Source organism: Dubosiella newyorkensis (genome assembly GCF_001945605.1).
GTDB lineage: Bacteria > Bacillota_I > Bacilli_A > Erysipelotrichales > Erysipelotrichaceae > Dubosiella > Dubosiella newyorkensis.
Window position 1 is genome coordinate 157,972 of record NZ_MPKA01000044.1, and the last position, 26,424, is coordinate 184,395.

General features: G+C 44.5%; 25 protein-coding genes and 1 rRNA gene. 19 read left to right on the top strand and 7 right to left on the bottom strand.

Translation table 11 applies throughout. From position 1 onward, the window contains the following. The first annotated feature begins 60 nt into the window (after positions 1–60). The 9 genes from BO225_RS02405 to BO225_RS02445 all read left to right on the top strand — a co-directional run bounded on the left by BO225_RS02405 (position 61) and on the right by BO225_RS02445 (position 8,515). The gene (locus BO225_RS02405; protein WP_076340677.1) at positions 61–387 is read left to right on the top strand and encodes a hypothetical protein; all 327 of its coding nucleotides are present in this window, start codon (positions 61–63) and stop codon (positions 385–387) included. A gap of 541 nt (positions 388–928) precedes the next feature. Beyond that, positions 929–1,987 (top strand): glycosyltransferase family 4 protein, encoded by a 1,059-nt coding sequence (locus tag BO225_RS02410; RefSeq protein ID WP_076340678.1) that lies wholly within the window; start codon positions 929–931, stop codon positions 1,985–1,987. 13 nt (positions 1,988–2,000) lie between these two features. Beyond that, the gene (locus BO225_RS02415; protein ID WP_076340679.1) at positions 2,001–3,044 is read left to right on the top strand and encodes a lysylphosphatidylglycerol synthase transmembrane domain-containing protein; all 1,044 of its coding nucleotides are present in this window, start codon (positions 2,001–2,003) and stop codon (positions 3,042–3,044) included. Positions 3,045–3,047: 3 nt separating this feature from the next. Beyond that, complete coding sequence (locus BO225_RS02420; protein ID WP_076340680.1) at positions 3,048–5,021, top strand: glycosyltransferase; 1,974 nt, start codon at positions 3,048–3,050, stop codon at positions 5,019–5,021. Next, on the top strand, positions 5,014–5,949 hold the full coding sequence (locus BO225_RS02425; RefSeq protein ID WP_076340681.1) for a 3'-5' exoribonuclease YhaM family protein: 936 nt from the start codon (positions 5,014–5,016) through the stop codon (positions 5,947–5,949). The genes BO225_RS02420 and BO225_RS02425 overlap by 8 nt, the downstream gene beginning before the upstream one ends. Next, complete coding sequence (gene rimO / locus BO225_RS02430) at positions 5,946–7,238, top strand: 30S ribosomal protein S12 methylthiotransferase RimO (protein WP_076340682.1); 1,293 nt, start codon at positions 5,946–5,948, stop codon at positions 7,236–7,238. The genes BO225_RS02425 and rimO overlap by 4 nt, the downstream gene beginning before the upstream one ends. A gap of 22 nt (positions 7,239–7,260) precedes the next feature. Further along, positions 7,261–7,512: a hypothetical protein gene (locus tag BO225_RS02435; protein ID WP_076340683.1), complete on the top strand. Its 252-nt coding sequence runs from the start codon at positions 7,261–7,263 to the stop codon at positions 7,510–7,512. A gap of 2 nt (positions 7,513–7,514) precedes the next feature. After that, entirely contained in the window at positions 7,515–8,015 is a 501-nt protein-coding gene (locus tag BO225_RS02440) for a uracil-DNA glycosylase family protein (RefSeq protein WP_076340684.1), read from the top strand. A gap of 2 nt (positions 8,016–8,017) precedes the next feature. Then, positions 8,018–8,515 (top strand): dCTP deaminase/dUTPase family protein, encoded by a 498-nt coding sequence (locus BO225_RS02445; RefSeq protein ID WP_076340685.1) that lies wholly within the window; start codon positions 8,018–8,020, stop codon positions 8,513–8,515. Between the two features lie 20 nt (positions 8,516–8,535). Here BO225_RS02445 and BO225_RS02450 read toward each other — a convergent pair whose 3' ends face one another. The 3 genes from BO225_RS02450 to BO225_RS02460 all read right to left on the bottom strand — a co-directional run bounded on the left by BO225_RS02450 (position 8,536) and on the right by BO225_RS02460 (position 12,080). Beyond that, positions 8,536–9,201 carry a FadR/GntR family transcriptional regulator gene (locus BO225_RS02450; RefSeq protein WP_076340686.1) on the bottom strand — a complete coding sequence of 222 codons (666 nt, stop codon included), beginning with the start codon at positions 9,199–9,201 and terminating at the stop codon, positions 8,536–8,538. A gap of 98 nt (positions 9,202–9,299) precedes the next feature. After that, positions 9,300–10,967, bottom strand: a complete 1,668-nt coding sequence (gene ade / locus BO225_RS02455) for an adenine deaminase (RefSeq protein ID WP_076340687.1) — start codon at positions 10,965–10,967, stop codon at positions 9,300–9,302. A gap of 12 nt (positions 10,968–10,979) precedes the next feature. After that, positions 10,980–12,080 (bottom strand): M20 metallopeptidase family protein, encoded by a 1,101-nt coding sequence (locus BO225_RS02460; RefSeq protein ID WP_076340688.1) that lies wholly within the window; start codon positions 12,078–12,080, stop codon positions 10,980–10,982. A 64-nt stretch (positions 12,081–12,144) separates the two neighbouring features. Here BO225_RS02460 and BO225_RS02465 point away from each other — a divergent pair, with 64 nt between their 5' ends. The 4 genes from BO225_RS02465 (at position 12,145) to BO225_RS02480 (ending at position 14,006) form a co-directional block, all read left to right on the top strand. After that, positions 12,145–12,894 (top strand): threonine/serine exporter family protein, encoded by a 750-nt coding sequence (locus BO225_RS02465; RefSeq protein WP_076340689.1) that lies wholly within the window; start codon positions 12,145–12,147, stop codon positions 12,892–12,894. A 3-nt stretch (positions 12,895–12,897) separates the two neighbouring features. Next, positions 12,898–13,350 (top strand): threonine/serine exporter family protein, encoded by a 453-nt coding sequence (locus BO225_RS02470; protein ID WP_076340690.1) that lies wholly within the window; start codon positions 12,898–12,900, stop codon positions 13,348–13,350. Beyond that, a complete protein-coding gene (locus BO225_RS02475) occupies positions 13,347–13,622 on the top strand; it encodes a hypothetical protein (protein ID WP_076340691.1) in 276 nt (91 codons plus the stop codon). The genes BO225_RS02470 and BO225_RS02475 overlap by 4 nt, the downstream gene beginning before the upstream one ends. Before the next feature lie 111 nt (positions 13,623–13,733). Continuing rightward, complete coding sequence (locus BO225_RS02480) at positions 13,734–14,006, top strand: hypothetical protein (protein WP_076340692.1); 273 nt, start codon at positions 13,734–13,736, stop codon at positions 14,004–14,006. Between the two features lie 24 nt (positions 14,007–14,030). On the opposite strand, the gene BO225_RS02485 is transcribed toward BO225_RS02480, so the two are convergent. The 4 genes from BO225_RS02485 to aroB are packed head-to-tail and all read right to left on the bottom strand — an operon-like array spanning position 14,031 to position 18,244. After that, positions 14,031–14,867, bottom strand: a complete 837-nt coding sequence (locus tag BO225_RS02485; protein WP_076340693.1) for a prephenate dehydrogenase — start codon at positions 14,865–14,867, stop codon at positions 14,031–14,033. Next, positions 14,864–16,132 (bottom strand): 3-phosphoshikimate 1-carboxyvinyltransferase, encoded by a 1,269-nt coding sequence (gene aroA, locus BO225_RS02490; protein WP_076340694.1) that lies wholly within the window; start codon positions 16,130–16,132, stop codon positions 14,864–14,866. Before aroA ends, BO225_RS02485 begins: the two co-directional genes overlap by 4 nt. Further along, positions 16,129–17,241 (bottom strand): chorismate synthase, encoded by a 1,113-nt coding sequence (aroC, locus tag BO225_RS02495; protein WP_076340695.1) that lies wholly within the window; start codon positions 17,239–17,241, stop codon positions 16,129–16,131. Before aroC ends, aroA begins: the two co-directional genes overlap by 4 nt. Next, positions 17,231–18,244, bottom strand: coding sequence for a 3-dehydroquinate synthase (gene aroB / locus BO225_RS02500; RefSeq protein WP_076340696.1), 1,014 nt, complete (start codon positions 18,242–18,244; stop codon positions 17,231–17,233). The genes aroC and aroB overlap by 11 nt, the downstream gene beginning before the upstream one ends. A gap of 150 nt (positions 18,245–18,394) precedes the next feature. On the opposite strand from aroB, the gene BO225_RS02505 reads away from it, so the two are divergent. The 6 genes from BO225_RS02505 to BO225_RS02530 all read left to right on the top strand — a co-directional run bounded on the left by BO225_RS02505 (position 18,395) and on the right by BO225_RS02530 (position 26,221). Further along, the gene (locus tag BO225_RS02505) at positions 18,395–19,468 is read left to right on the top strand and encodes a bifunctional chorismate mutase/prephenate dehydratase (RefSeq protein WP_076340697.1); all 1,074 of its coding nucleotides are present in this window, start codon (positions 18,395–18,397) and stop codon (positions 19,466–19,468) included. After that, positions 19,468–20,694: a pyridoxal phosphate-dependent aminotransferase gene (locus BO225_RS02510; RefSeq protein WP_076340698.1), complete on the top strand. Its 1,227-nt coding sequence runs from the start codon at positions 19,468–19,470 to the stop codon at positions 20,692–20,694. The genes BO225_RS02505 and BO225_RS02510 overlap by 1 nt, the downstream gene beginning before the upstream one ends. Positions 20,695–20,699: 5 nt before the next feature. Continuing rightward, positions 20,700–21,992, top strand: coding sequence for an aminotransferase-like domain-containing protein (locus tag BO225_RS02515; protein ID WP_076340699.1), 1,293 nt, complete (start codon positions 20,700–20,702; stop codon positions 21,990–21,992). 97 nt (positions 21,993–22,089) lie between these two features. Continuing rightward, entirely contained in the window at positions 22,090–23,577 is a 1,488-nt protein-coding gene (gene malQ, locus BO225_RS02520; RefSeq protein ID WP_076340700.1) for a 4-alpha-glucanotransferase, read from the top strand. Positions 23,578–23,686: 109 nt separating this feature from the next. Continuing rightward, complete coding sequence (locus BO225_RS02525) at positions 23,687–24,214, top strand: HdeD family acid-resistance protein (protein WP_076340701.1); 528 nt, start codon at positions 23,687–23,689, stop codon at positions 24,212–24,214. A 479-nt stretch (positions 24,215–24,693) separates the two neighbouring features. Continuing rightward, a 16S ribosomal RNA gene (locus tag BO225_RS02530) occupies positions 24,694–26,221 on the top strand. The last annotated feature ends 203 nt before the right edge of the window (positions 26,222–26,424 follow it).

Below are 26,424 nucleotides of genomic sequence, written 5' to 3' on the forward strand. Positions count from 1 at the left end.
AAGTGAAGATCAACACGTGTCTTCACTTCTTTTTTATACTTTTTAGAAAGGGGGTCAAGTATGAAACTATCAAAAAGGGAACGAGAGGCGCTTGCTTTATCCATTCAACAAGAAAATGAAATGCTGAAGCGCGTAGGAAAGATCATTCGAAATTCATTTGTGGCTTTGGCGGTTTTTCTCTTGTTGTTTTACTGGGGATATTCTGAAATCCATGATGTATTTTTTCCTAATCTTTCCGCAAGCGGCCATCAAGTGATCAAATGGATCGGGATCATAGGCTCGATCGCATCGCTAGCGATGTTGATCTTCTCATTGACAGCTCGCCATTATGGAAAGAAGAACGTCTTGAAAAAGATCGATAAGTATCAAGGAAGAACATCTTCGTAGATTTACTTTGGTCACTGTTCTTCACATATTTTTACATATTGTTGACATATTGAGTAGGTAGGATTTGAGTATTCTATAACCGAGCAAAGAAATGCTCACTTCATAATCAAATTCCCTTTCTTAAAACTTTCTTGGAAAGAACCAGCGCGAGCTGGTTTTTTCTTTTATACCGTTATTTCACATAAGTCTCCCATTCGATTGCGAAGATGAATTGTTATGATATAAAAGAACAGAAAGTAATCTGTTCACTTCATAATCAAATTTCCTTTCTTAAAAAAGTCGGTGTTTGCCGATTTTTTTCTTTTTTATGCTTTAGTGCTTTCACATCAAATCACAAATTATATACATATTAAAAAAGTAGGTTTTAGGTATTCTATAACCGAGCAAAGAAATGCTCACTTCATAATCAAATTCCCTTTCTTAAAACTTTCTTGGAAAAAAACCAGCTCTAGCTGGTTTTTTTCATATTTACCTAAAAATCATGTAAGGTTTCTTTATGATAGGAATCTGATATAATGAGCCCGAAAGGATGAAGAATGCTATGAATCAAAGAAAATTAGAGATTACTATGTTCTCGAGTGCAGACAAGGTTGCTGGACAAGGCGTAGGGTCGGCCTATTTGGAACAAGTCAATCTATTGAAATCGCAAGCAAGCGAGCTATTCGATATTAAGATAAATGACTGGTTCGCGAAAGCGGATATCAAGCATTTTCATACGATCGATCCTGCGTTTCTCGTTCCTATGCTCGATAAAAAAGCAGTAAAGGTGGCGTATTGTCACTTTTTACCGGATACAGTTATCGATGGAAGTTTGAAGATCCCTTCTGCTTTTCAACCTTTAACTTCTCACTATATCATTCATTTTTATAATATGGCGGATCATTTAGTCGTTGTAAATCCAAGCTTTATACCCGACTTAGTCCGTTATGGGATCCCTCGCGAAAAGATAACGTATATTCCAAATTATGTTTCAAAAGAAAAATTCCACTCTTTAGGACAAGCCAAGAAGGAAGAAACACGCCAAAAATATAATATTCCAGAAGACGCGTTCATCGCTTTAGGCGTTGGACAAGTTCAGACCCGGAAGGGAGTGCTTGATTTTTGCGAAGTCGCTCAGCTTTGTCCTGAAATCACATTCGTATGGGCGGGCGGTTTTTCATTTGGCGCCATGACAGACGGCTATGAAGAACTAAAAGCGCTTATGGAAAATCCACCCGCAAATGTGCGGTTTATTGGAATCATCGATCGAAGCGAAATGGTTTCCATTTATAATATGGCTGATGTTCTTTTTGTGCCAAGCTATAATGAACTATTTCCTATGACGATCTTGGAAGCAAGCAATCTTGGAATTCCGCTGTTGCTTCGAGACCTGGATCTTTACCGAGATATCTTATTTGGCCATTATCTTATGGCCCAAAACAACGAGCAGTTTGCCAAAGATCTCATGGTCTTAAAAAAAGATCCGGCACTCTATCAAAAATATCAAAAAGAAAGCGAAGCGATCAGCGCCTATTACTCGAAAGAACACGTGGTCGAAATGTGGAAATCGTTTTATTTGGATGTTTATCATCAAAAACAAAGAGAGCTAGGAAACGAATAGAAAGATTTGGGAAATGAAAAAGACAAACTATTTTTGGAATTTTGTCCTAATTGCGCTCATTACGGTTGTCGCGTTATGGTTTGCCCTCAAAGATAATTATCATGAAGTGATCAATGCGATCTCAAAATTGAATGGTTTTGCCCTCGCTCTCATATTAGCGTGGGGCATCGTCTATACGTGTGTATGGGGTATTGTATACCGCGTCCTTGGAAAAAAGTTCGTAAAAAATTATTCATTGTTAGATGGGATCATCGTCGCCTTTACCGGTACCTTCTTTTCAGGCATCACGCCTTCGGCGACAGGCGGACAATTTGGACAAGCCTATGTTTTGAAAAAACAAGGAATCAGCTATGCCGACGGAGCTTCTCTGTTATGGGCTGATTTTATTATTTATCAAACAACAATGATGTTGTATGTAACTCTTTTATTTTTAAGTAAATTTTCCACCTATTCAGGCCATTCTGTTTGGTTTACACTTGTCTGGGCGGGATATGCGGTCAATGTCGTCGTTATTTTAGGCTTATATACGATGGCGATTTTTCCAAATGTATATATCCGACTCTCTCAATGGGCGGTAAAGATCCTTTCAAAGATCAAAGTCGTCAAAGATCCAGAAAAGACGCTCGAATCTTGGACGATGCAGATGACATCCTTTACCGGAGAAATCAAAAAACTATCAAAAGATAAATTGATCATTTTAAAATGTATGCTGATCAATTTTGTCCGCTTGACTTTGCTGTATGCTTTGCCTTATGTGATCGCCGTGCTTTTAGGGATCCATTTGCCTTTGAGCAAACTCCTCGACGTGATCGCGCTTAGCTCCTTTGTGACGATGGCCAATAGCTTTATCCCTATTCCTGGAGCGAGCGGAGGAACGGAAATGATGTTTTCGATCGTCTTTTCTCCATTGTTTCACTCTCTAACAAGCGCCGTCTTGATTTTATGGAGAGTTTCCACGTATCATATTATATTGGTGCTAGGAGGGATCATCTTCATGGTTGCCAAAGCGTACTACGAAAGAAGAAAAGACGCTCCTCATCCAGAAAGCGAGGCATAATACATGAATGTAGGTATTTTTACAGATTCCTATTTACCCGATATCAATGGTGTGGTCACCAGCATCGTGACGCTCAAAAAGGCGCTCGAGCAACTCGGTCACACCGTCTTTATTGTGTCCAATCATATCGGTACTCGAATTCTTTATGATCCAGAAGAAAGGATCTTACGCCTGCCTGGTGTCGAACTTAAACATTTATATGGGTATACGATGTCGAGCCCCCTAAATTTCGCAAGAGAATATCTTGAAGAAATGGATCTAGACATTATTCATACCCAACACGAATTTGGCGTATCGCTCTATGGAAGAATGATGGGCAAAGAACTCAATATTCCTGTTGTCTACACCTATCATACAATGTATGAAGATTATACCCACTACATCAATCCATTCGACTTGAATCATATCGAAAAAGCCGGAAAATGGGTCGTCAAAAGCGCGTCCAGAAAGCTAGGCAATACAGTCCAGGCCGTGATCGCTCCTTCCGAAAAAACCAAAGAAACTTTATATGAATACGGCGTCCGTGCTCCAATCTATGTTGTTCCTACCGGACTGGACCTGGATCGTTTCAAACTTGAAAACCTCGAACTAGAAAAGATCCAAAACATCCGTGAACAGCTCGGATTTCACGAAGACACAAAAACACTCGTCTTTGTAGGACGGATCGCCAAAGAAAAATCAATCGAAATACCGATCGAAGCGCTCTCCCTCCTGAACGATCAAGACATCCATTTGATCATTGTTGGAGCAGGAACCGATGAAGAGTATTATCAAGAGCTTACTTGGAAAAAAGAGCTGGATCACCGCGTTCACTTTATCGGTAAGATCCCATCCGAACAAATTCCGTATTATTACGCCGCATTTGATGGATTCGTTTCTGCTTCTTTGACAGAAACACAAGGCTTGACTTATATTGAAGCGCTCGCGAGCGGATTGAATATATTTGGTCGCCGCGACGAAGTGCTCTACGATTTGATCGATGAAGGAAATACAGGCTATTATTTTGACGATGCGCAAGAACTCAGTCAAAAAATCGAACACTTTTTTTCTTTGTCGCGCGAAGAACGACAAAAAAAAGCCGACCTATGTAGAGAAAAGACCATTCCTTACGCGAAAGAGCTTTTTGGACAAAAAGTCATCGCCGTCTATGAACAAGTGATCGATGATTATCGTTTGACGTTTACCGTAGAAAAGATCCGGATCCAAGATGACTTTGTGAAACTCTATTTAGAGCGCGAAAGCGATGAAGACACGATCAAGATCTTGATCCCGTTGGATGATTTTTTTGAATTGAAGATCGGACTGCATACGAAAGTCGATGCCTATCTTGTGTCTGGTTATTTAACGATGCAAGAATATTATCAAGCGTATTCGATACTCAAACGACGAGTCTTCACGAAAGAACAGTCCGTATTTGAATTGAAACAATATGCCCATCATCATTTTGAATTGGATGAAGCCAAACTCAATCAGCTTATCCAAGAATTCCAAGAAAAAAACTGGCTCAACGATCAAAAATATGCCTATGAAAAAGCAGAATATTGGCATGATATGGGCAACTCAAGACGAAATATCGCAGCCAAGCTTTCAAAAGCCGGGATCGCACGCGATTTGATTGACGAAGTTCTTCAAAATCTAAATACAAAAAAAGAGCTCGCGAACGCCCAAGCGCTCGCTCAGCGCTTGATCCAGACGGTAAAATTGCAGTCATCGAACATGAAACGGAAAAATATCATCCATAAATTGATCCAAAAAGGATACTCAAGCGATATCGCCCAAGAAGTTGGAGAAGCTCTAGAACTCGATGACAACGATGAAGAAGCGCTTCAGCTAACCTTTAAAAAGGCTGTGCGCCTCTATTCTTCCTTGCCAGAAGAAAAACGGCGCCAAAAAATTCGTCAATATTGCTTGCGGAACGGTTTTTCAGGACAAGAAATCGATGAAAAATTAGAAATGAGTGAAGAATTTAATGATTAAAGATATTCATGAAGAAGGAAAGATCCATATCAAAGCGCTGATCACAAAATGCGATCGCGGACGGACCGCCAAAAACACCCCCTACCTTTCGCTGATCTTAGAAGATAAGTCTGGTATCCTCGATGCCAAATTTTGGAATTTGACCGAAGAACAAATTGGCCAATATCGCGTCGGGATGGTCGTGGAAGCCTATGGAGAAATCCTTTTTCATAAAAACGCGACGCAGCTGCGCGTCAGAAAATTGATCGTAGACGAAGAAGCCAACCTTCTCGATTACGTGCGCGAAGCGCCGATGGAAAAAGAAGCGATGGAACAAGAGATCGACACGATCATCGCCAATATGAAAGATTCAGTGATCCAGGAAGTCGTAAAAAAAGTATTAGAAAGCGTCAAGGAACGCTTTTACCTCTATCCTGCTGCGACTCGAAATCATCACAATTTCGTAGGCGGACTCGCTTACCATACGATTTGCATGGCAAGAATGGCAAAACCTGTCGTAGAACAATATCCATTTTTAGATGAAGATCTCGTTCTCGCAGGAATCCTGCTCCACGATGTTGGAAAAGTCGATGAATTATCGGCCCCGATGTTGCCAGAATATACGAATGTAGGCAATCTGCTCGGTCATATTTCCATTATGTCGAATCGAATCGATCGGATCGCCACTTCCTTAGGCTATGAAGACGATGAGCGAGTGATCTTGTTGAAGCACTTAGTGCTTTCCCATCATGGAAAGCTCGAATATGGATCTCCTGTATTGCCAATGATCCCGGAAGCGGAAGTATTGACGATCCTCGACAATCTCGATTCAAGAATGTATATGATGAAACAAAGCATCGACGCAAGCCAGCCAGGCACTTTTGGACCTCGCATTTACGCGCTTGACAATCGGATGATCTACCATAGAAAGAAGGAGGAACAAGAATGAAGATCGGATTCGTTTCTTTAGGGTGTTGTAAAAATTTAGTGGATTCCGAAAACATCATGGGAGTCCTTCAAGAAAATGGGCACCAAATCGTTGGCGATCCCAAACAAGCAGACGCGATCGTCGTCAATACGTGCGGATTTATCGAGTCCGCAAAAGAAGAAAGCATCCAGACGATCTTTAAAATGAGTCAATACACCGACAAGCTGATCGTTACGGGCTGTCTAGCTCAACGGTATGAACAAGAGCTCAAAGAACAGATCCCGGAAATCAAAGCGGTCATTCCGATCAAGGATTATGGAAATCTAGCCGCCCGCTTGCAAGAGGTGCTCCACGATGAAGGAAAGGGCGCTTTTTTGAAAAGCGAAAGACCTCTATCCGGAAATCCATGGAGCGGTTATGTAAAGATCAGCGATGGCTGCTCGAACCACTGTACTTATTGCGCCATCCCATTGATCCGGGGCGATCAAGTCAGCAAACCAATCGAAGATGTGGTCGAGGAAGTCGAGCATCTTTCCAAACTTGGGGTAAAGGAAGTGACTTTGATCGCGCAAGACACGACAAAATACGGACTTGACCTCTATGGAAAACTCATGCTTCCAGAGCTTTTAAAAAAAGTGGACGCGATCGAAGGGATCCACTGGATCCGGATCCTTTACATGTATCCAGATGAGATCGAGCCAGCCGTATTGGATGTGATGGAGAACTCGAACAAGATCTTGCCTTACTTTGATATACCGATGCAGCACGCCAATAACGCTCTGTTAAAAAAGATGAATCGAAGAGGAACGAAGGAAGACGTGATCGATCTTGTCAAAGAGATCCGCTCCCGCTTTCCGGAAGCGACGCTTCGAACGACGGCGATCGTTGGATTTCCCCAAGAAAGCGATGCCGACTTTGAAGAGCTCATCGATTTTATTCAAGAGATCAAATGGGATCGATTTGGCGCTTTCACCTATTCAAAAGAAGAAGACACGCCAGCCTACTCTCTAGAAGGCGAGATCGAGCCAGAAGTTGCGAAAGCTCGATTGGATCGTTTGATGGCTGTCCAAAAGGAAATTTCTTTGAAAAAAAACAAAGCCAAGATCGGAAAGCGGATCGAAGTTCTTGTCGAAGAAAAAGAAGCGCTGAAGAAACAGTATCGCGGACGCTCGAAAGCGGACGCACCCGATGAAGTCGATGGACAAGTGATCTTCACGAGTCCAAAAGAAATTGCGCTCGGAGAATTCGTCACAGTTTTGATTACGGACGCAGCGGCGTATGATTTATTTGGAGAACAAGTCATAGAATAAATAGAATAGGAGTCAATAGAATATGGTAAAAGAAGAATTGATGGCGCGATTAAGCGCTGGGGTTGGCGCAAGCGAAGAAGGCGCCAAGATCTTAAAAGATGTTGAAAAGGATGGGTCTCTCGTTTCTAAGGAAGACTTTGAAACACAGTTGAAGAGCCTTGAAGAACTCAGCAAAAAATATGCCGAATATGGAGATGAAGATATGCTCGCCTTCACAAAGAAAAAGATCGAGATCTTTGAGCGCGCGATCAATATTTTAGAAGGAGAGGACTAGCTGTGTACGATCGTCCAGGATTGCAGTTGTACAAAGCCCTTCCTCCGCTCGTATTTGAAAATAGTCGGTATTTGTTTTTGGTGACGATGCCTAGTGTGAAAGCAGAAGAAGCGAAGTTGTATTTTGGCGATCCATCCAATCATTTTTGGGATGTGCTTTCCGCTATTTACGATCTTCCTGTAAACACCAAAGAAGAAAAACTCGCTTTATGCCAACAAGAAAAGATCGCGATCACTTCAATCGTTGCTTCTTGTTTGAGGCATATGTCCGAAGCCGATACGATGGAAGAGATCCAACTTAATGATATCCAAGGCTTCTTAGAAGCCCATCCTACGATCGATACGATCATCTGCGTTTCCCATCGTGCCAAAGAGTTGCTGGAACGTTCCAATTATCAAGGTGGATGCGCGATCGAATACGTTCCATCCCCTTCAGGTGCCGACTTGGATTATGAAAGTGTCGACAAACTTCTTCCGAAGTATAAAGAGGCGCTAGGAGTTTAAGTATGAAACTCTATTTTGCGAAAGTGAAGGTGGACGCTATCATTCCCTCCAAACGGGATGAAGATGCAGGCTACGACCTTTATCCTTGCTTTGAGGAAGGATTCATGCAGATCGAGCCAATGCATACCAAACTCGTTCCTCTTGGGATCGCGAGCGCCTTTGATTCAAATTATGTGATGCTCTTAAAGGAAAGAGGCTCGACAGGTTCGATCGGGCTTGCTCAAAGAGCCGGAGTGATCGATAGCGGATATCGTGGCGAATATTTGGCGCCGATCACGAATTTAAATGAAAAGCCATTGCGGATCGTGAAAAAGGATGTTCTTTCTCAAATGGAGGAAGAAGAAAAAAAACAATTTGTTCTCTATCCTTATGAAAAGGCGATCGCGCAAGGGATTTTATTGGAGATCCCGAAAGTCGAAAAAGAAGAGATCCCCTATGAGCAGCTGAAACAGATCGCTTCTTTACGCCGAGAAGGACGGCTCGGCAGCTCTGGAAAATAAGAAGATCTAAAAAAGACCGGTTATATCGATCGGTCTTTTCGCATGGATATTAAAATGGAATGGATCTTTTTCAAGTGAGAAAGCATCATTTGCTCCGCTTCCTCTTCGTTCTGGTTTTGGATCGCTTCATTGATCTTTTGATGATCGAACCGAACTTGTTCACGAACGATTTCCGGTTCAAGTTTCATGACATGCGAGATCGAATAGGAAACGATCGGCAAGATCGAGCGAATCAAGGAATTGGGGGAGCATTCTATGATCTTTTGATGAAAGTAAAAATCACGATAATAGGCATCCGACTCGTGCTCTTGATCCGCTAGATCAAAGCCCTCTTGGATGCTTTCACGCATTGGCTGGGGCGATCTTGTGGCACAAGCCGCACAGGAAGGTTCGATCAAGCATCTCAACTCCATGGCTTCGATCAAACGGTCCAGTTGCGCGATGTGGTAGGCGGCCCTAAAGGTCGGATCTTGAAATTTAGAATGATCCGTTAAGAAAGTTCCTTTTCCACGCCGGATCTCTAAAATACTTTCGTCGACTAAAAGACTGACGGCTTGGCGGATCGCTTTTCTAGATACTTGGAAGATGTCGGCAAGCTCGTATTCATTGGGAAGCTTGTCGCCTTCTTTCAGTTTATGATCAATGATATAGTGCATTAATTGATCGGAAACTTCATAACTTTTCATGACTCCTATTATATCAAAAATTTCGGGGGGGGGGGAGGGGGTGAACAAAAAATTTCTAAAAAACCTAGATCCAAATCCATGGATCTAGGTTCAATACATCAATCAATAAAGGTTTGCTTTTCAACATCGTACAAACCCGTATCCATCAGGCGGATACTTGGGATTACTGGCAAGGAAAGAAAAGCGAGCGCGTTAAATGGATCGATCGTCTCACTCACACCCATTTCGTGGGCTTCGTGCTCGAGCGAACTTGCTAAAGCCGCGACTTGGCTCGCTTTATCCATGCTCATGAGCCCTCCGATCGGAAGCGGCAAAATATGTTTCACTTCATGGTCTTTGACAAGGACATAGCCTCCATGGATGTCGGCTAAGGTTTTTGCCGCCAAGAGAATGTCTTTATCGTTGTCGCCAACGATGATCATATTGTGAGAATCGTGACTGATCGTGGAGGCGAGCGCTCCATTTTTTAGACCATAGCCTTTAAGGATGCCGGCGCTGATGTTTCCATTTTTCCCGTGGCGTTCGACAACGACGAGCTTATTGTAGAGACCATCAGGTTCAAAATAAATCATGCCAGGTACTTCTTCTTGAAGGTGTTTTGTCAACAAGGAGTTTGGTACGAGCTCGATCACATCGTTTTTCTCTTTTTTCTTGATTTCGATCGACTCGCTCGTGATGGCTGGAATCGTGACAGTATCGAGCAGAGTGGATGGATCGATCGGCTTTAAGTGCTTTAAGGAAGCACGATGTCCATTTTTGATGACAGAATCGATCTCGACTGTTTCTGGATCGTTCAAGATCACTAGATCGGCTTGGTAGCCGGCCGCGATCGCGCCTTTCCGTTTCAGCTTATACATTTGGGCAGGATTGATCGTCGCCATTTTATAAGCGTCAAAAAGATTCACGCCACACTGGATCGCTTTTTTGATGCAGGCCGAAATATGGCCTTCTCTTAAAATATCGGCGATATGCTTATCATCGGTACAATACGCGCAGCGATCAAAAGGAATATGGTTCTTGACAAAGCCTTGGACGATCGGCTCAAGATCGTGGGCTTGGCTTCCATCTCTCAACAAGACAAAGAAACCGGCTCTTAGCTTAGCGAGAGCTTCTTCATACGCTGCGCTTTCATGGTCAGTGAGAACATCCGCGAAACGATAGGCTTCTAGCTTTTTTCCAGCGCAGCCTGGGGCATGGCCATCGATTGGCTTGTCTTTGAACAATTCAAATTTTGCCATCATGCCAGGCTCTTCATAGATCACATCTTCAAGACGCATCGCTTCCCCTAGACCGAGCACATCCGGGTGCTTCGAATACGCTTCCATATCTTGCAGCATGAAAGTGCCTGCCCCATTCGTGTCAAGCTCTGTGGCAGGAACCGAAGAGGGAAGCATCGTATAAATATCTAAGATCGTGTTGGCGTTGGCTTTGAGCATATATTCGAGCGCTTCTTTTCCCTTGACGTTGACGATCTCGTGCGGATCAGCCAAAATCGTCGTCGTTCCTTCTTGAAGGAGCGCTTTGGAGAGCTCTTCTGGAGCAAGCATCGAGGATTCGATGTGCATATGGGCGTCAATGAAGCCAGGCACGATATACTTTCCACTCAGATCGATCTCGATCTCACCTTCGTATTGGCCGACGCCAACGATCGTTCCATACTGGATCGCGATGTCTTGCTCGAGCCACTCGTTGCTGAAGACATTCATGATTTTGGCGTTTTTTAACACGATCTGCGAACGGATCGTGCCTAAAGAATATTCAAACATAGTTGATCCCCCTTATGTGTTCTTTTTGATTTTTAAATGATTCAATACATCTATATAGAATGATACACCAGATGTCAATAAACTTTCATCAAAATTAAACGTATCGCTGTGGAGCGCTTCCTCCATGCCGCTTCCAATAAAACAGAAAAAACTAGGCGCATATTTCCCGTAGAAGGCAAAGTCTTCCGCGATCAGGACAGGCGCTTCTAGATTCGCGAACGGGATCTCTTTTTGGATATTTTCAAAGAGATTTTGATCGTTGTAGAGAGGCGGATAATGCTGGTCGATCGAGAAGGCATAATGAATACCCATCCTTTCTTGAAGAATAGAGAGTTCTTTTTTGAGCAGGTCGACGATTTGATCAAAAACATAAGGATCAAAATAGCGAATCGTCCCTTTTATGCTTGCGTGATTCGCCACGACGTTGAAGGCGGAGCCACTCTCTATGAGGCCATAATGCAACAGATGATACACATCTTTTTCAAAAAGCTGTTCTTCTTGGGCTAATGTTTTGGTGATGAATTGGGCAGCCGCCTTTAAGGCGTTGATTCCTCTTTCTGGTTGAGCGGCGTGAGAAGCTTTTCCATAGATCTCGATATTGAGATCGCAGGCGCCCGCCATCATGACCCCTTTTTTCGAGACGATCTGTCCAGAAGGAAGATGGGGATAAATATGCAAGCCAAAGATCGCGTCGATCGAATATCGTTCGAATAATCCAGCATCGATCAGGAGCTGGGCGCCGCCGGGATCTTCTTCGCCTGGCTGAAAGATCAGCAAGATGTTGTAGGGCGCTTGTTCGAGCTGGTCGATGTGATCAGCGAAACCTAATAAAATGCTCATATGTCCATCATGACCGCACGCGTGCATATTCGAGTTTTTAGATCGATAGGCGATTTCGTTTTGTTCAAGGATCGGAAGCGCGTCCATGTCAGAACGGAATGCGAGTGTCTGTTCTTGTCCGAAATCAAAATACGCGCAAATAGAATTGGGAATCAAAGATGTTAATTCGCATTTCATAGGCTCCAAGTGGTTTTTGATATAGGTGGCTGTTTGTGTTGTATCCAGTTTAAGCTCTGGAATCTGATGCAAGGCTCTTCGATAGCTTGAAAGCATTTGGACTACCTCTCTTTCGCAGTTCCATTGTATACTGTAAAAAGACAATATGTGAGGAAAAGATATGGAAGTTGAACAGCTTTTAAATACAGTGATGCGAGTAGGCACGATGCTGATGTCTAGCGGGGCGGAAGTGTATCGGGTAGAGGATACGATGAACCGGATCGCAAAGAGTTTTCAAGAAGTGGAATCTGTGCAAAGCTATGTGACAGCAACAGGAATCATGCTTTCGATCAACGTCGAAGGCAAGACACGCACCCACATTGCCAGGGTGCGGAATCGAAACGTGAATGTCGATACGATCGATCAGATCAATCAGCTTTCGAGAACGTGTGTCCACCAGCATTTGAGCACGGCGCGCATCGAAGAAGAGCTCGATCGGATCGCTAATCAAAAACGATATTCCTTTTTAACGACCACGCTTTTTGGGGCGCTTGGCGCTTTTGGGTTCGCGATCTTTTTTAAAGGGAATTGGCAGGAGATGCTCGCCTCTTTTGGTATCGGGATCATGATCCGATGCGCAGGCTGGTGTTTGACAAGCTTAAAAGTGAATGATTTCTTAAACAATTTGGTGTGCGCGATGGTGGCGGCCTGGATGTCGGTCGAGATCCACTCTTTCGTGCCGGAAGCGAATATCAATGTGATGGTGATCTCGAGCATCATGCTTCTTGTTCCAGGACTTGCGATCACCAACGCGATCCGGGATACGATGTCGACCGATTATTTATCTGGACTTGCGCGGGGAGCGGAAGCTTTTTTATGCGCGACCGCGATCGCCATCGGGGCAGGCGTGATCTTGTATATCTGGAGGTAGGCGATGCATCAAATTTTAACAGCGGCACTCGGCTCTTTTTTAGCCAGTCTAGGGTTTGGCGTGTTATTCAATATTCGGCAAAAGAGCAAGCTGTTCGTGGCTGGCTTGATTGGAGGGGTTGGAGGATTTGTCTATGAGCTGCTTTTGGTGCTTCATGCTTCGGATCTGGCGGCGAATTTTATGGCGGCGATCGTTTTTACGGTTTTTGCGGAAATAAGCGCGCGGAAGATGAAAACACCCGTCACTTCCTTTATCGTGTGCGCTTTGATTCCTCTTGTTCCTGGGGGGACGATGTACGATATGATGATCGAGATCATTACGAACGACCCTTATGAGGCGCTTGTTTTGTTTTTGAAGACATTGACGGTGGCGGGCGTCTTAGCGCTAGGGATCTTGATCGTTGAAACGATCACATCGTTATATTATAGATTGAAAAGAAAGTGGAGGCGGGGATGAAAAAGATCACACGAGCGGAATTGATCGAAAGAAGCAATAAGTCGCATCCATATCCAGTAGGGGACGAGGCGCTTCAATCGTATTATCACTTTTTTGAACAGTATTCTTCTATTCACGAGGTGCGGGTTTTAGTGACGTTGATGAAACTCAATGAAGTAGATTTTGAGGGGCATCGCCTCGTGATTTTTGATACATCAAAACTTCAAAGAGCGTATCAGGAAATGGGGGAAGTGATTCCGGAAGAGTTTGCCAAATTTTTGTTTGAGCAATAAATTTGGCTTGGTTTGTCCTTTTTCCGTCTTGTTTAGACAAACTATTGCATGTCCTCTTGATTTAGAACATTATGATGGTGAGTAGAGAGAATTAGATAAGAAGGTGTATATATGGAATCTACAAATCTGTCTTCGGAAGGAAGATTGCAGCTTGCTAAAATGATGCTCGAAATCGAACACAACGAATTGCCACGTTCGTATGACGTGAATAGCGCGGTTGGCTATTATTTTGATCATCTTCGTCCACTCGTGAAAATGTTGGGAAAAGAGAGCGAGATCGATCTCGATGTGGCGATGGATCAACTTCGAAACGGTAAAATCGAAAGCGACGCATTGCTTCGTTCTCAAACGCTGCTTCAAAAAGCGATGGAGCTTAGTGCTTAAAAAAGAGGGCTTTCCACCCTCTTTTTATTGGTCAAATTTTTTTCGCCGGTCCGTTGACTGGATAAATTCCTTCTTCATTCCATCAATGTCTTCGTTTTGAAGCAAAGTTCGAAAGTTTTGGATCGAAGCCATAAATTGATCGATCTCATCAAGCAAGATCTCTTTATTCAAAACAAAGAGTTCGCTCCACATATCTTCGTTGATCTTAGCGATCCGCGTCAAATCGCGGAAACTATCTCCTGTATATTCCACAAGGTGCGCGTTTTCATGCGTGTTCATGAGCGATACAGCGATCACGTGAGTCAGCTGGGATAAAAATCCGATCATCCGATCATGTTCCTCTACGCTGAGGACACCGATGTTTTTACATCCAAGCTCTTTCGCGAACGCGCTGATCGCCACGACCGCTTTTGTGGAATTGTTTTCTAGCGGAATGATAATAAAGTTGGCGTTTTCGAAGATCTTAGGATCCGCGAAACGGATCCCTCTCGATTCTCGGCCACACATGGGATGGATCGATAAAAGCTCGAGATCAGGACGAAGAATATTTTGGAGCTCTTTCGAGATGTTTGACTTGACGCCGCTGATCTCCAACAATAAAGTTCCGGGTTTCAATTCCTTCTGGTTTTGTTCGATCCAGCTTTTGAGCTGCTTTGGATAGAGTGCAAGAAGAACCATATCGCATTTCCACAACGATCCATCCCCCTTTGTATCTCCTTCATCGATCATGTCGTGATCCAATGCGTATTCGATCGTTTCATGGTCGATATCGATCCCATAGACAATGTAGCCAAGCTGTTTGCAGCGCATCGCAAAACTAGCGCCCATGACACCTAGGCCGACGATCCCGATCGTCTTCATACAAGTTCCACCTTTCCTTTCAGTCGCTTGATATCTTCAAAAAATGTTGGGTATGATTTTTCGATCGCTTCAGCTCCCGAGATACAGGAAGGCGATAAAGCCAACAAGCCAAAGATCGTGCAAGCCATCACGATTCGATGATCATTATGACCTTCCATAGTTATGATTTCTTCTTTTTTATAGTTTCTTTTCCCGTTGATCGTGATCGTATCCTCATCGCTTTGGATATCGACACCCCATTTTTTTAATTCATCTTCCATCGCCTGGATCCGGTCGGATTCTTTGATACGGAGCCGTCCGGCATGGATTATCTTGGTCTGCCCAGGACAATAAGCGGCCAATACACATAAGATAGGGCCTAAATCAGGACAATCGGCTAGATCGATCACTTGTTCATGAAGCTGGCTAGGCTTGATCGTTAATGTTCGTTCCTTCCACTCGATCGAGGCGCCCGCTTTTTCTAGGATCTTTAAGATCGTTTTATCGCCTTGCTTGGAATCGGGATCGAGTTCGATAAAGGATAATGGCGCCTTCAAAGCGGCATAGACCGCAAAAAACGCGAGCTGCGAGTAATCTTTTTCTACGTGATACGTTGTTGGCGCATATGTTTGATGGCCTTCAATCGCATAGCCATTCTCGATCGGTGTGATTTTTATGTTCGCCTTTTCAAGAGTATCGAGCGTCAAATCGATATAGCTCTTGGATTCTAGCTTTCCTTGAATATGAAGCGTGCTCTCTTTTTCCATCAAAGGAAGAGCGAACAAGAGCCCCGAAATAAATTGGCTGGATACGTTTCCAGGAAGCGTAAAGTTTCCTGACTGGAGGGGGCCTTGCGCTTTGATCGCTTCGTTTGTTTGGCTATACCACAATCCTTGGGCTTCGAACAAGTCTTGATAAATCTTCATCGGACGTTCCATCAAACGACCTTTTCCATAGAAGGTGATCGTCTCCTTGCTCAAACAAGCGACAGGTAAAAGAAAACGCAAGGTGGAGCCAGATTCATTGCAATGTAATTGGGCAGGTCGATTCAAGCTTCTAGGATCGCATCCAACCACATGCCATGTCTCTTTTTCTTTTTTAAAGGAAGCGCCCAGCGCTTCTAAGCACTGGATCGTCGCTTCCATATCTTTGGAATGGCCAAGGCCTAAAATCGTGCTGCTTCCTTGCGTGAGCCCGGCGCAGATCAAAGCTCTATGCCCCATCGATTTCGAAGGAGGAACACAAAGCGCGCCTTCTAATCGGCTAGGTTGGATATGGATCTTCATAGGGTTTCCTCTTCAAATTCTTCTTTGGCCGCCTTTGACATCCAAGCATCCAAAAGCGTGAAGGCGATCATAGAATCGACAACGATCCGCGCGCGATGGGCGATACATGGGTCGTGACGTCCCTCGATCGTGAGTTCGATGTTTTCTTTCGTGTCGTATTCGACAGATTTTTGCGCTTTGAAGATCGAAGCTGTCGGCTTGATCACGGTATGGATCAAGATCGGCATTCCATTCGAAATGCCGCCATTGATGCCCGCATTGTTGTTGGAAGTCGTCTCGATCCTTCCATCGTGCGCATACAAGGCGTCATTGGCTTCGCTTCCTTTTTTGGCGGCAAAATCAAAGCCTAGGCCAAAGCTGACGCCTTTGACTGCCGGAATGGAAAAGAGCGCGTGCGCGAGCAAGCTTTCTAAGCTGTCAAAGAAAGGTTCTCCGATTCCTGCTGGAAAGTGAGTGATCGCGCTTTCTAAGATACCGCCTACGGAATCTTTTTCGAGGGCGGCTTGCTCGATCGCGGTTTTCATTTCTTCGCCTTTTTTTTCATTGAGTGTTGGAAATTGCTTTTCGTTGAGAAGATCGATTTGTTGATCGAGTTCTTCTGCTTTTGTTGAAAAAGCATCGTCCTCAAGAGTATAAAGGGCTTCAAGATGGGTCGCGATCTTGACGCCTTTTTGATTCAGGATCTGTTTGCAGATCGAACCAGCCGCGACGATGGGCGCGGTGAGCCGGCCAGAAAAATGACCGCCTCCTCGATAGTCTTGGTAGCCATGGTATTTTTCAAAGGCGCTCCAATCGGCATGGGAAGGACGTAGACGATATTTCAAAGGCGCGTAGTCTTTTGAGCGCTGCGCCTTGTTTTCGATAAGGATCGTCAAAGGAGAACCGGTCGTATAGCCGTTGAAGAAGCCAGAGACGATATGGATCGTGTCTTCTTCATGGCGTTGGGTGCCGGTTTTTCCTTTAGGCTTTCTAAGTTCCATGTCGTGTTCGATTTGCTTTTCGTCGATTGAAAAGCCGGCTGGCAATCCATCGAGCACGATCCCGATACAAGGTCCGTGGCTTTCGCCGAATACAGTGATTTGCAAGTTCGTTCCAAAGCTATTTTTCATGAATGCCTCCTTGAAGGATCTGTCTGATTTCTGGATAGGTGATCGTTTTCATTTGCCATGAGCCTGCTTTAGGGACCTCGATGATGTTGATCGTTTCGCTTTTTCCTTTTTTATCGTGCTTGACGTAGCTTAGGATCTCTTCGGGATCGTAGTCGGGAATGGATGGGATATTCAGCTTTTCCAAGATCGCTTCCACCCGATGCTTAAGGGCGGGGTCGTTCAGAAAAAAGAGCATGCCCATGCCAATGCACTCGCCATGATAATAAGGAACATCGAAATATCGGCTTTCGAGGGCGTGGCCGATCGTATGTCCGAAATTCAAGATCGCTCTTTTTCCTTGTTCTTTTTCATCGTCTTGTACGATTTGACGTTTGAGGTCGATCGAAGCAGCGATGATCGTATCTAGATCGAGCGTGTCTTTTTCAAATTCTTGCACGAGTCTTTCATCAAGGATCAAGCCCATTTTTAAGGCTTCGACTAGACCATTGGAAATTTGACGTGGATCGAGCGTTGTCAGTGTTTCAGGGTCGATGATCACAGCTTTTGGCTGGTAAAAGGCGCCGATAATATTTTTATAGGTGTCGAAATCGACCGCGACTTTGCCGCCAACGCTAGAATCCACTTGGGATAGAACGGTCGTAGGGATGTTGTAGAAATCAATGCCTCGCATATAGGTGCTGGCGACAAATCCGCCAAGATCGCCGACGACTCCGCCCCCTAAAGCGATCAAAGCATCGCTTCTTGACATATGGTGTTCGATGAGTTTTTTCATGACTGTTTGATACGTTTCGAGATTTTTGTTGGCTTCACCATGGGGAAAGCAGATCACAAAAGCGTTAGGAAGCTGCGCCTGCAGCTTGTCGACCCATTTTTTTGGGAGGCCATCGTCGGTGACGATCGCGTATTTTCGGTTTGGATCGAGGTAGTTTTTGATTCGATCGAGAGCGTGATGCTCTATATATATAGGGTAGCTGTGTTCTTCCAGCTGGACTTGAAGTTGCATATTTTCACCTCAATTTCCATGATACCATAAGAATGAAACACATTTCAGAAAATTGGTGAAAAGAATCAAGAGAATTGTTTTCTCTTTTTTTTTTTATTTATTTAATAAAAAAGCATGACAAAAAGTGTTATGATAACTCAGAGGTGGATTATGAATCAATTGGAGAAGGCGCGAGCCAAAATCGATTCGATCGATCGAGAACTCGCTCGTCTATACGAGGAGCGAATGAAGACGCTTCAAGATGTGGCTGCCTATAAGCAAGCCCATGGTCTAGCTGTCGTGGATACCTCGAGAGAAGAGGCGATCGTCCAAAAAAATCGGAAATTTATCACGGATCCCGCTTTTATGGACTCGTATGAGCGTGTGCTGCGCTTTATGATCTCGGAATCTTGTGATTATCAGCGGGCGCTTTTAGCCAAAGGAAAAGTTGGCTATGCGGGGATCGAAGGCGCTTTTTCGCATATGGTGGCCAAGCGTTTGTTCCATGACCATACACTTGTGGCGTATTCCAATTTCGAGGATGTGTTTCAAGCCTTGGTCGATAAAAAGATCGAATTTGGCGTCATTCCTTTTGAAAATACAAATTCTGGTCTTGTGGGCGAAGTGCTCGATGCGCTGTTGAAGTATCCGGTTTTTATTGAGCAAGTTTGGGATCAAAAGATCGAGCAGTGCTTGCTTGGGATCGAAGGTGCGACTTTAAAAGATATTGAATGGGTTTATTCGAAGGATCAAGCGCTCAACCAGTCTAGGGAATTTATTCAAAGCTTGAATGCGCAGCCAGTCGCCTATCCGAATACCGCTTTGGCCGCTCAATATGTTGCGATGCAAAGAGATAAGACGAAAGCGGCGATCGGGGCGAAAGAAAATGCGGCTTTGTATAATTTGAATATTTTGGCGAGCCGTATCGAGGAAAATAGTGAAAATACGACACGCTTTCTTGTGATTTCTAGAGAGCGGAATCAAGAGGGCGACCGCTTTGCGATGTGTGTTACTTTTAAAAACGAAGTGGGCGCTTTAGGTAAGGTCATTGAGGAGATCTCCCGACAACATTTGAATATGTGTTCGATCCAATCAAGACCGCTCAAAGGGCATCCGTTTGAATATTTTTTCTTTATTGAGATCGAGGGCAATGTAGATCAGAGGGCGCTGGATGCGATCCGTTCCGTGTGTGATCAAACAAAAGTGCTTGGATCGTATACGATGCGAAAGGAGAATAACGAATAATGAATTTCGTAAAAGATAGCGTAAATCAAGAGCCGATCGTGGATACAGTATTCGTGATCGTCGATGCAGCAAAAAAAGCAAAAGAGAAATTTGGAGAAGACGCCGTGGTCGACGCGACGATCGGTTCTCTCTATGATGAAGAGGGCCGATTGGTGGCCTTGCCTTCTGTATTCGAGTCATTGAAAAACTTAGATAACCGTGTATTGGCCAAATACGCGGCAAGCTTTACCGGAAATCCTGATTTTAAGGATCACGTGAAAAAATGGGTGCTTCAAGATCGTTCTTCGCTCTATACGGATGTGATCGCGACGCCTGGAGGAACTGGAGCGGTCGGCATGGTCGTCAACGAGTGTCTCGATCCAGGACAGACCTTGATCATTCCTGAGATCGCTTGGGGATCGTACGCGCTCATGGCTCAAATGAATAATGTGGATGTGGCGCGCTATCATCTTTTTGATGGAGACCGGTTTGATCTGGATTCGTTTAAAAAGACGTGCGAAGAAGTGATGAAAAAACAAGATCGGCTCGTGATCATCATCAATGATCCTTGTCATAATCCGACAGGATATTCCTTGAGCCGGAAGGAATGGAGCGATGTGATCGAGTTCTTGAATGTTTGTTCTCAAACGCATTCGGTCGTTTTGCTCAACGATATCGCCTATATCGATTATTCGTATCGTCAAGAAAAGGCAAAGGAATATTTTGAGGTTTTTGATCAAATCAGCGACAATATCGTGGTCGTGATCGCTTTCTCTTTATCGAAATCGATGACTTCGTATGGATTGCGTTGCGGAGCGGCTCTTCTTCTAGCGAAAAAAGAAGAAGCGATCGATCAAGTCAAGACGGTATTTGAAAAGGATGCCAGGGCGACATGGTCGAATATCAACAATGGAGCGATGGCGATGTTCGTCGATGTGATGGATCATCGCCTCGAAGATTATGAAAAAGAAAAGGCGTATTATGTAGATCTTCTTAAAAAAAGGAGCGATTTGTTCTTGAAGGAGGCTAACGAGGTCGGCTTGGCGCATTATCCTTATAAGGAAGGCTTTTTCGTAACGCTTTCGATGGACAATGATTTGCGTGATCGTTTCCATCAGGCGCTCATGGATGAACATATTTATACGGTGAAGGTCAATCAAGGCATCCGTGTCGCGATCTGTTCGCTTTCTTTAGAAAAAACAAAGGGCTTAGCTAAAAGGATGAAAGAGATCTTAAATACGATCTAAAAATTATGAAAAAATATAAACATGTGTATGATTACTATCGAAACGCGATTCTCGATGGGTATTTAAAAAAAGAAGACACGCTGCCAAGCATTCGAAAGTCGTGTGAGATCTTTCAATGTTCGCAAACGACGATCGAACACGCGTATGAACAGCTCGTTTTAGATGGATATATTGAATCGATCGAAAAGGTGGGCTATCGCGTGCGCTTAGAGCCAGCGCAGATCAAAATGCATAAGGAGATCGAGAGCACGCCAGCGAAAGAATATGAAGAGGAATATGATCTTGATCTTCGGCCTCGTTCCGTTTCGCTTCAATCTTCCGAGATTCAAACGTGGAAGCGGTATTTGAAGCAAGCGTTCAAAGCGGAGCAAATGAGTTCTTATGGAGATCCGCAAGGGGAATTTCCACTGCGGCAGGCGCTTTCTTTATATGCCTATAAAAACCGTGGCGTGATGTGTTTGACTGAACAGATCTTAGTGGGTCCGAATTATCAGACGTTGCTGTTTGTCCTTTGCGGCATGTTCGATGTGCCTGGGATCGTGGGAATGGAGCATCCGTTTCATCCACAGGCGAAAAGGGTCTTCGAGTCCTATGGCTGGGAAATCAAGGAAGTGGATCTCGAACATTTGAACGATATCGATATTTTATATATCAATTCTTCTTCTTCGGGGAAAAAACGGGAACCGATCTCAAACGAGGTGCGAGATCGTGTCCTAGAGCAGGCGGAAGAGCATGATTTTTTGATCATCGAAGATGATTATAATGGTGAGTTGACGTATCGTTCTAAAAACCGGCGGGCGATGTATAGCGCGGATACGAATGATCGTGTCATTTATTGTGGGTCGTTTTCTCGACTGCTTCTTCCTTCGGTGCGAATCAGTTATTTGGTGCTGAATGAGACGTGGGATCAATATTATCGTTCGCATAAGATGGAATATGGTCCTATGGCTAGCAAGCTAGAACAAATGGCTTTTGCGAACTATATTGCGGATGGTCATTTGGAACGGCATGTTCGAAAGCTGAAGCGGGAATATCGGGATAAGTCGCTTTTAATGGAAGAAGAGCTTCAAAAGAAAGGGTTTGAATTCTTTTTGAATGAAGCGTATTTATCGTATTTGGTTCATTTACCGAATGTGGATCAAAAGAAGTTCAAGGAACTAGCAGAGCAGCGTGGGATCGGACTTCCTGAATTTGATGAGGGCTGGATGGAGATTTCTTTCGCGTCTTTGGATGAGGATTCGATCGCGGATTCGATCGAGCAGTTCGATCAATTAGTTAAAGAGAGCACGCTTTCTTAATATCATGTCCCATTGTATGAAATGGGACTTTTTTTTATGGTGAAAGCGCGTCTTATGTGTTAATATAAGGAAAATGAAAGGGTTTTCAGGTGAGAGTATGACTGTTAGACGCGCTGGATTGTTGCTTCCTTTATTTTCAGTTCCAGGGAATCAAGGGATTGGTGATCTTGGACAAAAAACGCTCAGAATGATTGATCATATTACGGAAGCTGGTTATTCGATATGGCAGATCTTGCCCATCCAAGCGATGGGCCCTTCGCACTCTCCTTATGAGAGCGTGTCGTGTTTTGCGGGCGATCCCATTTATATCAATATTGATCGATTGAGTGAAATGTCGCTTTTGACACAGAGCTCGATCGTCAATTGTAATAAATTTAAAGACTTTGTGAATTACGATGAAGTGCGTGCTTTTAAGGAAGTATACTTTAGGAAGGCATTTCGGAATTTCAAAAAGTTTTATGGGGATTATCAAGCGGAATTCAAGAAGTTTAAAGAAGAAGCGTTTTGGTTAGAGGATTGGACGCGTTTTGCTTTGTTCAGATCTTTGTATGAAAACGAGCCGTGGAACAAATGGGAAGAAGAGTATCGTGATTTTCCTCTTGATCATTCGAATGTGGATCTGAAAGAGCATGCCGACGAACTTCTTTATTTGGAGTTTTTACAATTTATATTTTATAAACAATTGGATGAGGTTGTCGCGTATGCCAAAGAGAAAGGGGTCCGGCTCATGGGCGACGCTCCTTTCTATCTTTTGCACGATAGTGCGGAGGTTTGGTCGGATCGAAGTCAATTTTTGTTGGATCAAGAAGGAAAGTTGTCTTATGTGGGTGGATGCATGCCTGAGAAGTTCCGTGATCAAGAAGCAGAGAAATTTGTATTATACGATTTTAAAAAACAAAAAGCGGAAGAGTATTCTTTTTGGCAAAAGCGGATGCGCTGGTTGGCGCGATATTATGAGATCATTCGGATCGAGCCGTTCAGCGCCATGGATACGTATTGGAGGATCCCGGCCGAAGCAACAACCGTCCGCGATGGAAAGTGGATCATTGGTCCTCGGGGCGCTTTGATCGAGATGATCGAAAAGGCGCTCCCTTCTGTTGAGCTTGTGGCCCAAGATCTTGACGCTTTGCGTCCGGAAGTGAAAGAGCTGGAAGACCAATATGGGATTCCGGGAATGGATGTTTTATTGTCACGTCTAGATACAAAGGGTTTGAAGCGCGATGTGAAAATAAATTCAGTCGTCTATACGACAACGCACGATATGCCAACGATCGAAGAAGAGTATGCGACTTTTGATGGCAATAAGCGGATCGCCTTGCGTCGCTTCTTTAAGAAACGAGGGTATGGATATCGAAGCTTTCATGATATGGTTTGCGCGTTCGCTCTAGAGAGCGAGGCGGATACGGTTATCTTGCCTTTGCAGGATGTTTGCGGGTATAAGGGCAATACGAGGATCGATGCGCCTGAAGTAGAGGGTGCTTCAAATTGGACGTGGAAGCTGAAGGATTTTAAGACATTTCCAGATGATTTGATGAAGTCGAGGGAGTGGATCGAGGCTTCTGGGCGGCTTAAGCAAAATGGTTGAATTTTATCTTGATTTATGGCCCGATATTCGATAAAATATCTCATTCACATCAACTGATTTTTTGAAATGACTTCCTTATAATGGAACTATATTTGAGGAGGTCAGATTTATGACTGGTTTAGGAACTGGCACAAAAATTTTGTATATTGTTTTGGGAATCATCTCTTGCATCGCTGGAGTATGGTTGTTTATGTACCCTGGACTTACGGAGGGAACTCTTGGTCTAGTGATGGGTTGCATGATGATCGGCTATGGTGTCGCAGCGATCTTATCGTATTTTGCGGAAGGTGATTTTAAACAATTTTTCCGTTTCAACTTGATCTTAGGAATCGTTTTGATCGTATTTGGGATCGTTTTGTTGATGAACATCCATGGAATGATGAATTTCTTAGGAATGTTGGTCGGCGCGTTCTTGGTGATCGATGCGGCTTTAAGGATCTGGTTGTCATTCTCTGTAAAATCTGCGGGAATCAGCAGTTGGTGGCTTATGCTTGTTTTGGGGATTTTGATGGCGATCGTTGGTTGCTACTTCTTGTTCAATCCTGGAATGAGCGGCTATTTGTTGACCGTGCTGATCGGCGCTATGTTTATTAGCCAAGGTGCTATGGATATTAGTGTTGGTTTATTTGCAATGTAGTGTATAGAAAAGAGCTTCAGCTCTTTTTTTTTTGATTGCGATCTGTCATTTAAAAATATTGAAAAATAATCAAAATAACAGTTGACAGATAGTTAAAAAAGAAGTATGATAAGCAAGCGTTGAGAAAGACGCAGGACATACGAACTTCATAGATCCATCCACAAGAAAAAACAAATTTCTTCTTGACGGAAAGGGATCAGGAGGAGTAGTATAAACAAGCTGTTGAGGTTTCTCCTCAATCTGTCCTCTAAAAATATTCAAAAAATATTGAAAAAAGTGTTGACAGAACAGTTCATTCATGGTAATATGAGTGAGCGTTGAGGCAGAGAGCTTCAAGGCAGGGACGATCTTTGAAAACTTGACAGGAAAGAAAAAAACAATCGTACAAGTACGAGAGAAACAGAAATCACGTCGATTTCTTGAGACACCTGAAAAACAATCAAGACAGATAACAGAGAAAAGAAAAAAAGAGTCAATATCAAATGGAGAGTTTGATCCTGGCTCAGGATGAACGCTGGCGGCATGCCTAATACATGCAAGTCGAACGGATATCTTCGGATATGAGTGGCGAACGGGTGAGTAACACGTAGGGAACCTGCCTGCATGAGCGGGAGAACTTCTGGAAACGGAAGCTGATACCGGATGAGCAAAGAGGAGGCATCTTCTTTTTGGAAAAGGGGACAAGAGTCCCGCATGCAGATGGACCTGCGGTGCATTAGCTGGTTGGAGAGGTAACGGCTCACCAAGGCGACGATGCATAGCCGGCCTGAGAGGGCGGACGGCCACACTGGGACTGAGACACGGCCCAGACTCCTGCGGGAGGCAGCAGTAGGGAATTTTCGTCAATGGGGGGAACCCTGAACGAGCAATGCCGCGTGAGCGAGGAAGGTCTTCGGATCGTAAAGCTCTGTTGCCGGGGACAAAAGGCAGAAAGAGTGGAAAGCTTTCTGAGTGATGGTACCCGGCGAGGAAGTCACGGCTAACTACGTGCCAGCAGCCGCGGTAATACGTAGGTGGCGAGCGTTATCCGGAATGATTGGGCGTAAAGGGTGCGCAGGCGGCCGGGCAAGTCCGCAGTAAAAACTGGAGGCTCAACCTTCAGGGGCTGCGGAAACTGTCCGGCTGGAGAGCAGGAGAGGACGGTGGAACTCCATGTGTAGCGGTAAAATGCGTAGATATATGGAAGAACACCGGTGGCGAAGGCGGCCGTCTGGCCTGCATCTGACGCTGAGGCACGAAAGCGTGGGGAGCAAATAGGATTAGATACCCTAGTAGTCCACGCTGTAAACGATGAGGACCAAGTGTTGGAGGTAAAACTTCAGTGCTGCAGTCAACGCAGTGAGTCCTCCGCCTGGGGAGTATGCACGCAAGTGTGAAACTCAAAGGAATTGACGGGGGCCCGCACAAGCGGTGGAGTATGTGGTTTAATTCGAAGCAACGCGAAGAACCTTACCAGGCCTTGACATAGGATGCGAAGGGATAGAGATATGCCGGAGGGTATCATCCATACAGGTGGTGCATGGTTGTCGTCAGCTCGTGTCGTGAGATGTTCAGTTAAGTCTGGCAACGAGCGCAACCCTCGTGATATGTTACCAGCAGAAGATGGGGACTCATATCAGACTGCCGGTGAGAAACCGGAGGAAGGCGGGGATGACGTCAAATCATCATGCCCCTTATGGCCTGGGCTACACACGTACTACAATGGCGGCCACAGAGGGCAGCGACTCTGCAAGGAGGAGCGAATCCCAAAAAAGCCGTCCCAGTTCGGATCGGAGTCTGCAACCCGACTCCGTGAAGATGGAATCGCTAGTAATCGCGGATCAGCATGCCGCGGTGAATACGTTCTCGGGCCTTGTACACACCGCCCGTCAAACCATGGGAGTGGGCAATGCCCGAAGCCGGTGGCGCAACCCGAAAGGGAGCGAGCCGTCGAAGGCAGGGCCGATGACTGGGGTTAAGTCGTAACAAGGTATCCCTACGGGAACGTGGGGATGGATCACCTCCTTTCTAAGGAGAAAGCGAAGAAGGAAAAGGTGGAGACGTGAGGAAAGAGCCTGTCAAGTTTCCAGGGATCGTCCTGAGGATCGATCTTTGAAAACCGGAAAAAGAGAAAAAGACACAACAGAAAAGGTCTAAAGTAAAGTTGTGGAAAAAGATGACACTGAAAACAGAAGAACAGTTCATAAAAAGAAGAAATCTCGAAAACAAGC

Coding starts and splice junctions, on each gene's coding strand:
- BO225_RS02480 (WP_076340692.1), top strand. CDS start 13,734: ATGGAATCTACAAATCTGTCTTCGGAAGGAAGATTGCAGCTTGCTAAA.
- aroA (WP_076340694.1), bottom strand. CDS start 16,132: ATGAAGATCCATATCCAACCTAGCCGATTAGAAGGCGCGCTTTGTGTT.
- rimO (WP_076340682.1), top strand. CDS start 5,946: ATGAAGATCGGATTCGTTTCTTTAGGGTGTTGTAAAAATTTAGTGGAT.
- BO225_RS02420 (WP_076340680.1), top strand. CDS start 3,048: ATGAATGTAGGTATTTTTACAGATTCCTATTTACCCGATATCAATGGT.
- BO225_RS02465 (WP_076340689.1), top strand. CDS start 12,145: ATGGAAGTTGAACAGCTTTTAAATACAGTGATGCGAGTAGGCACGATG.
- ade (WP_076340687.1), bottom strand. CDS start 10,967: ATGTTTGAATATTCTTTAGGCACGATCCGTTCGCAGATCGTGTTAAAA.
- malQ (WP_076340700.1), top strand. CDS start 22,090: ATGACTGTTAGACGCGCTGGATTGTTGCTTCCTTTATTTTCAGTTCCA.
- BO225_RS02510 (WP_076340698.1), top strand. CDS start 19,468: ATGAATTTCGTAAAAGATAGCGTAAATCAAGAGCCGATCGTGGATACA.
- BO225_RS02445 (WP_076340685.1), top strand. CDS start 8,018: ATGAAACTCTATTTTGCGAAAGTGAAGGTGGACGCTATCATTCCCTCC.
- BO225_RS02425 (WP_076340681.1), top strand. CDS start 5,014: ATGATTAAAGATATTCATGAAGAAGGAAAGATCCATATCAAAGCGCTG.
- BO225_RS02470 (WP_076340690.1), top strand. CDS start 12,898: ATGCATCAAATTTTAACAGCGGCACTCGGCTCTTTTTTAGCCAGTCTA.
- BO225_RS02515 (WP_076340699.1), top strand. CDS start 20,700: ATGAAAAAATATAAACATGTGTATGATTACTATCGAAACGCGATTCTC.
- BO225_RS02485 (WP_076340693.1), bottom strand. CDS start 14,867: ATGAAGACGATCGGGATCGTCGGCCTAGGTGTCATGGGCGCTAGTTTT.
- BO225_RS02450 (WP_076340686.1), bottom strand. CDS start 9,201: ATGAAAAGTTATGAAGTTTCCGATCAATTAATGCACTATATCATTGAT.
- BO225_RS02525 (WP_076340701.1), top strand. CDS start 23,687: ATGACTGGTTTAGGAACTGGCACAAAAATTTTGTATATTGTTTTGGGA.
- aroB (WP_076340696.1), bottom strand. CDS start 18,244: ATGCAACTTCAAGTCCAGCTGGAAGAACACAGCTACCCTATATATATA.
- BO225_RS02415 (WP_076340679.1), top strand. CDS start 2,001: ATGAAAAAGACAAACTATTTTTGGAATTTTGTCCTAATTGCGCTCATT.
- BO225_RS02410 (WP_076340678.1), top strand. CDS start 929: ATGAATCAAAGAAAATTAGAGATTACTATGTTCTCGAGTGCAGACAAG.
- BO225_RS02460 (WP_076340688.1), bottom strand. CDS start 12,080: ATGCTTTCAAGCTATCGAAGAGCCTTGCATCAGATTCCAGAGCTTAAA.
- BO225_RS02475 (WP_076340691.1), top strand. CDS start 13,347: ATGAAAAAGATCACACGAGCGGAATTGATCGAAAGAAGCAATAAGTCG.
- BO225_RS02505 (WP_076340697.1), top strand. CDS start 18,395: ATGAATCAATTGGAGAAGGCGCGAGCCAAAATCGATTCGATCGATCGA.
- BO225_RS02435 (WP_076340683.1), top strand. CDS start 7,261: ATGGTAAAAGAAGAATTGATGGCGCGATTAAGCGCTGGGGTTGGCGCA.
- BO225_RS02405 (WP_076340677.1), top strand. CDS start 61: ATGAAACTATCAAAAAGGGAACGAGAGGCGCTTGCTTTATCCATTCAA.
- aroC (WP_076340695.1), bottom strand. CDS start 17,241: ATGAAAAATAGCTTTGGAACGAACTTGCAAATCACTGTATTCGGCGAA.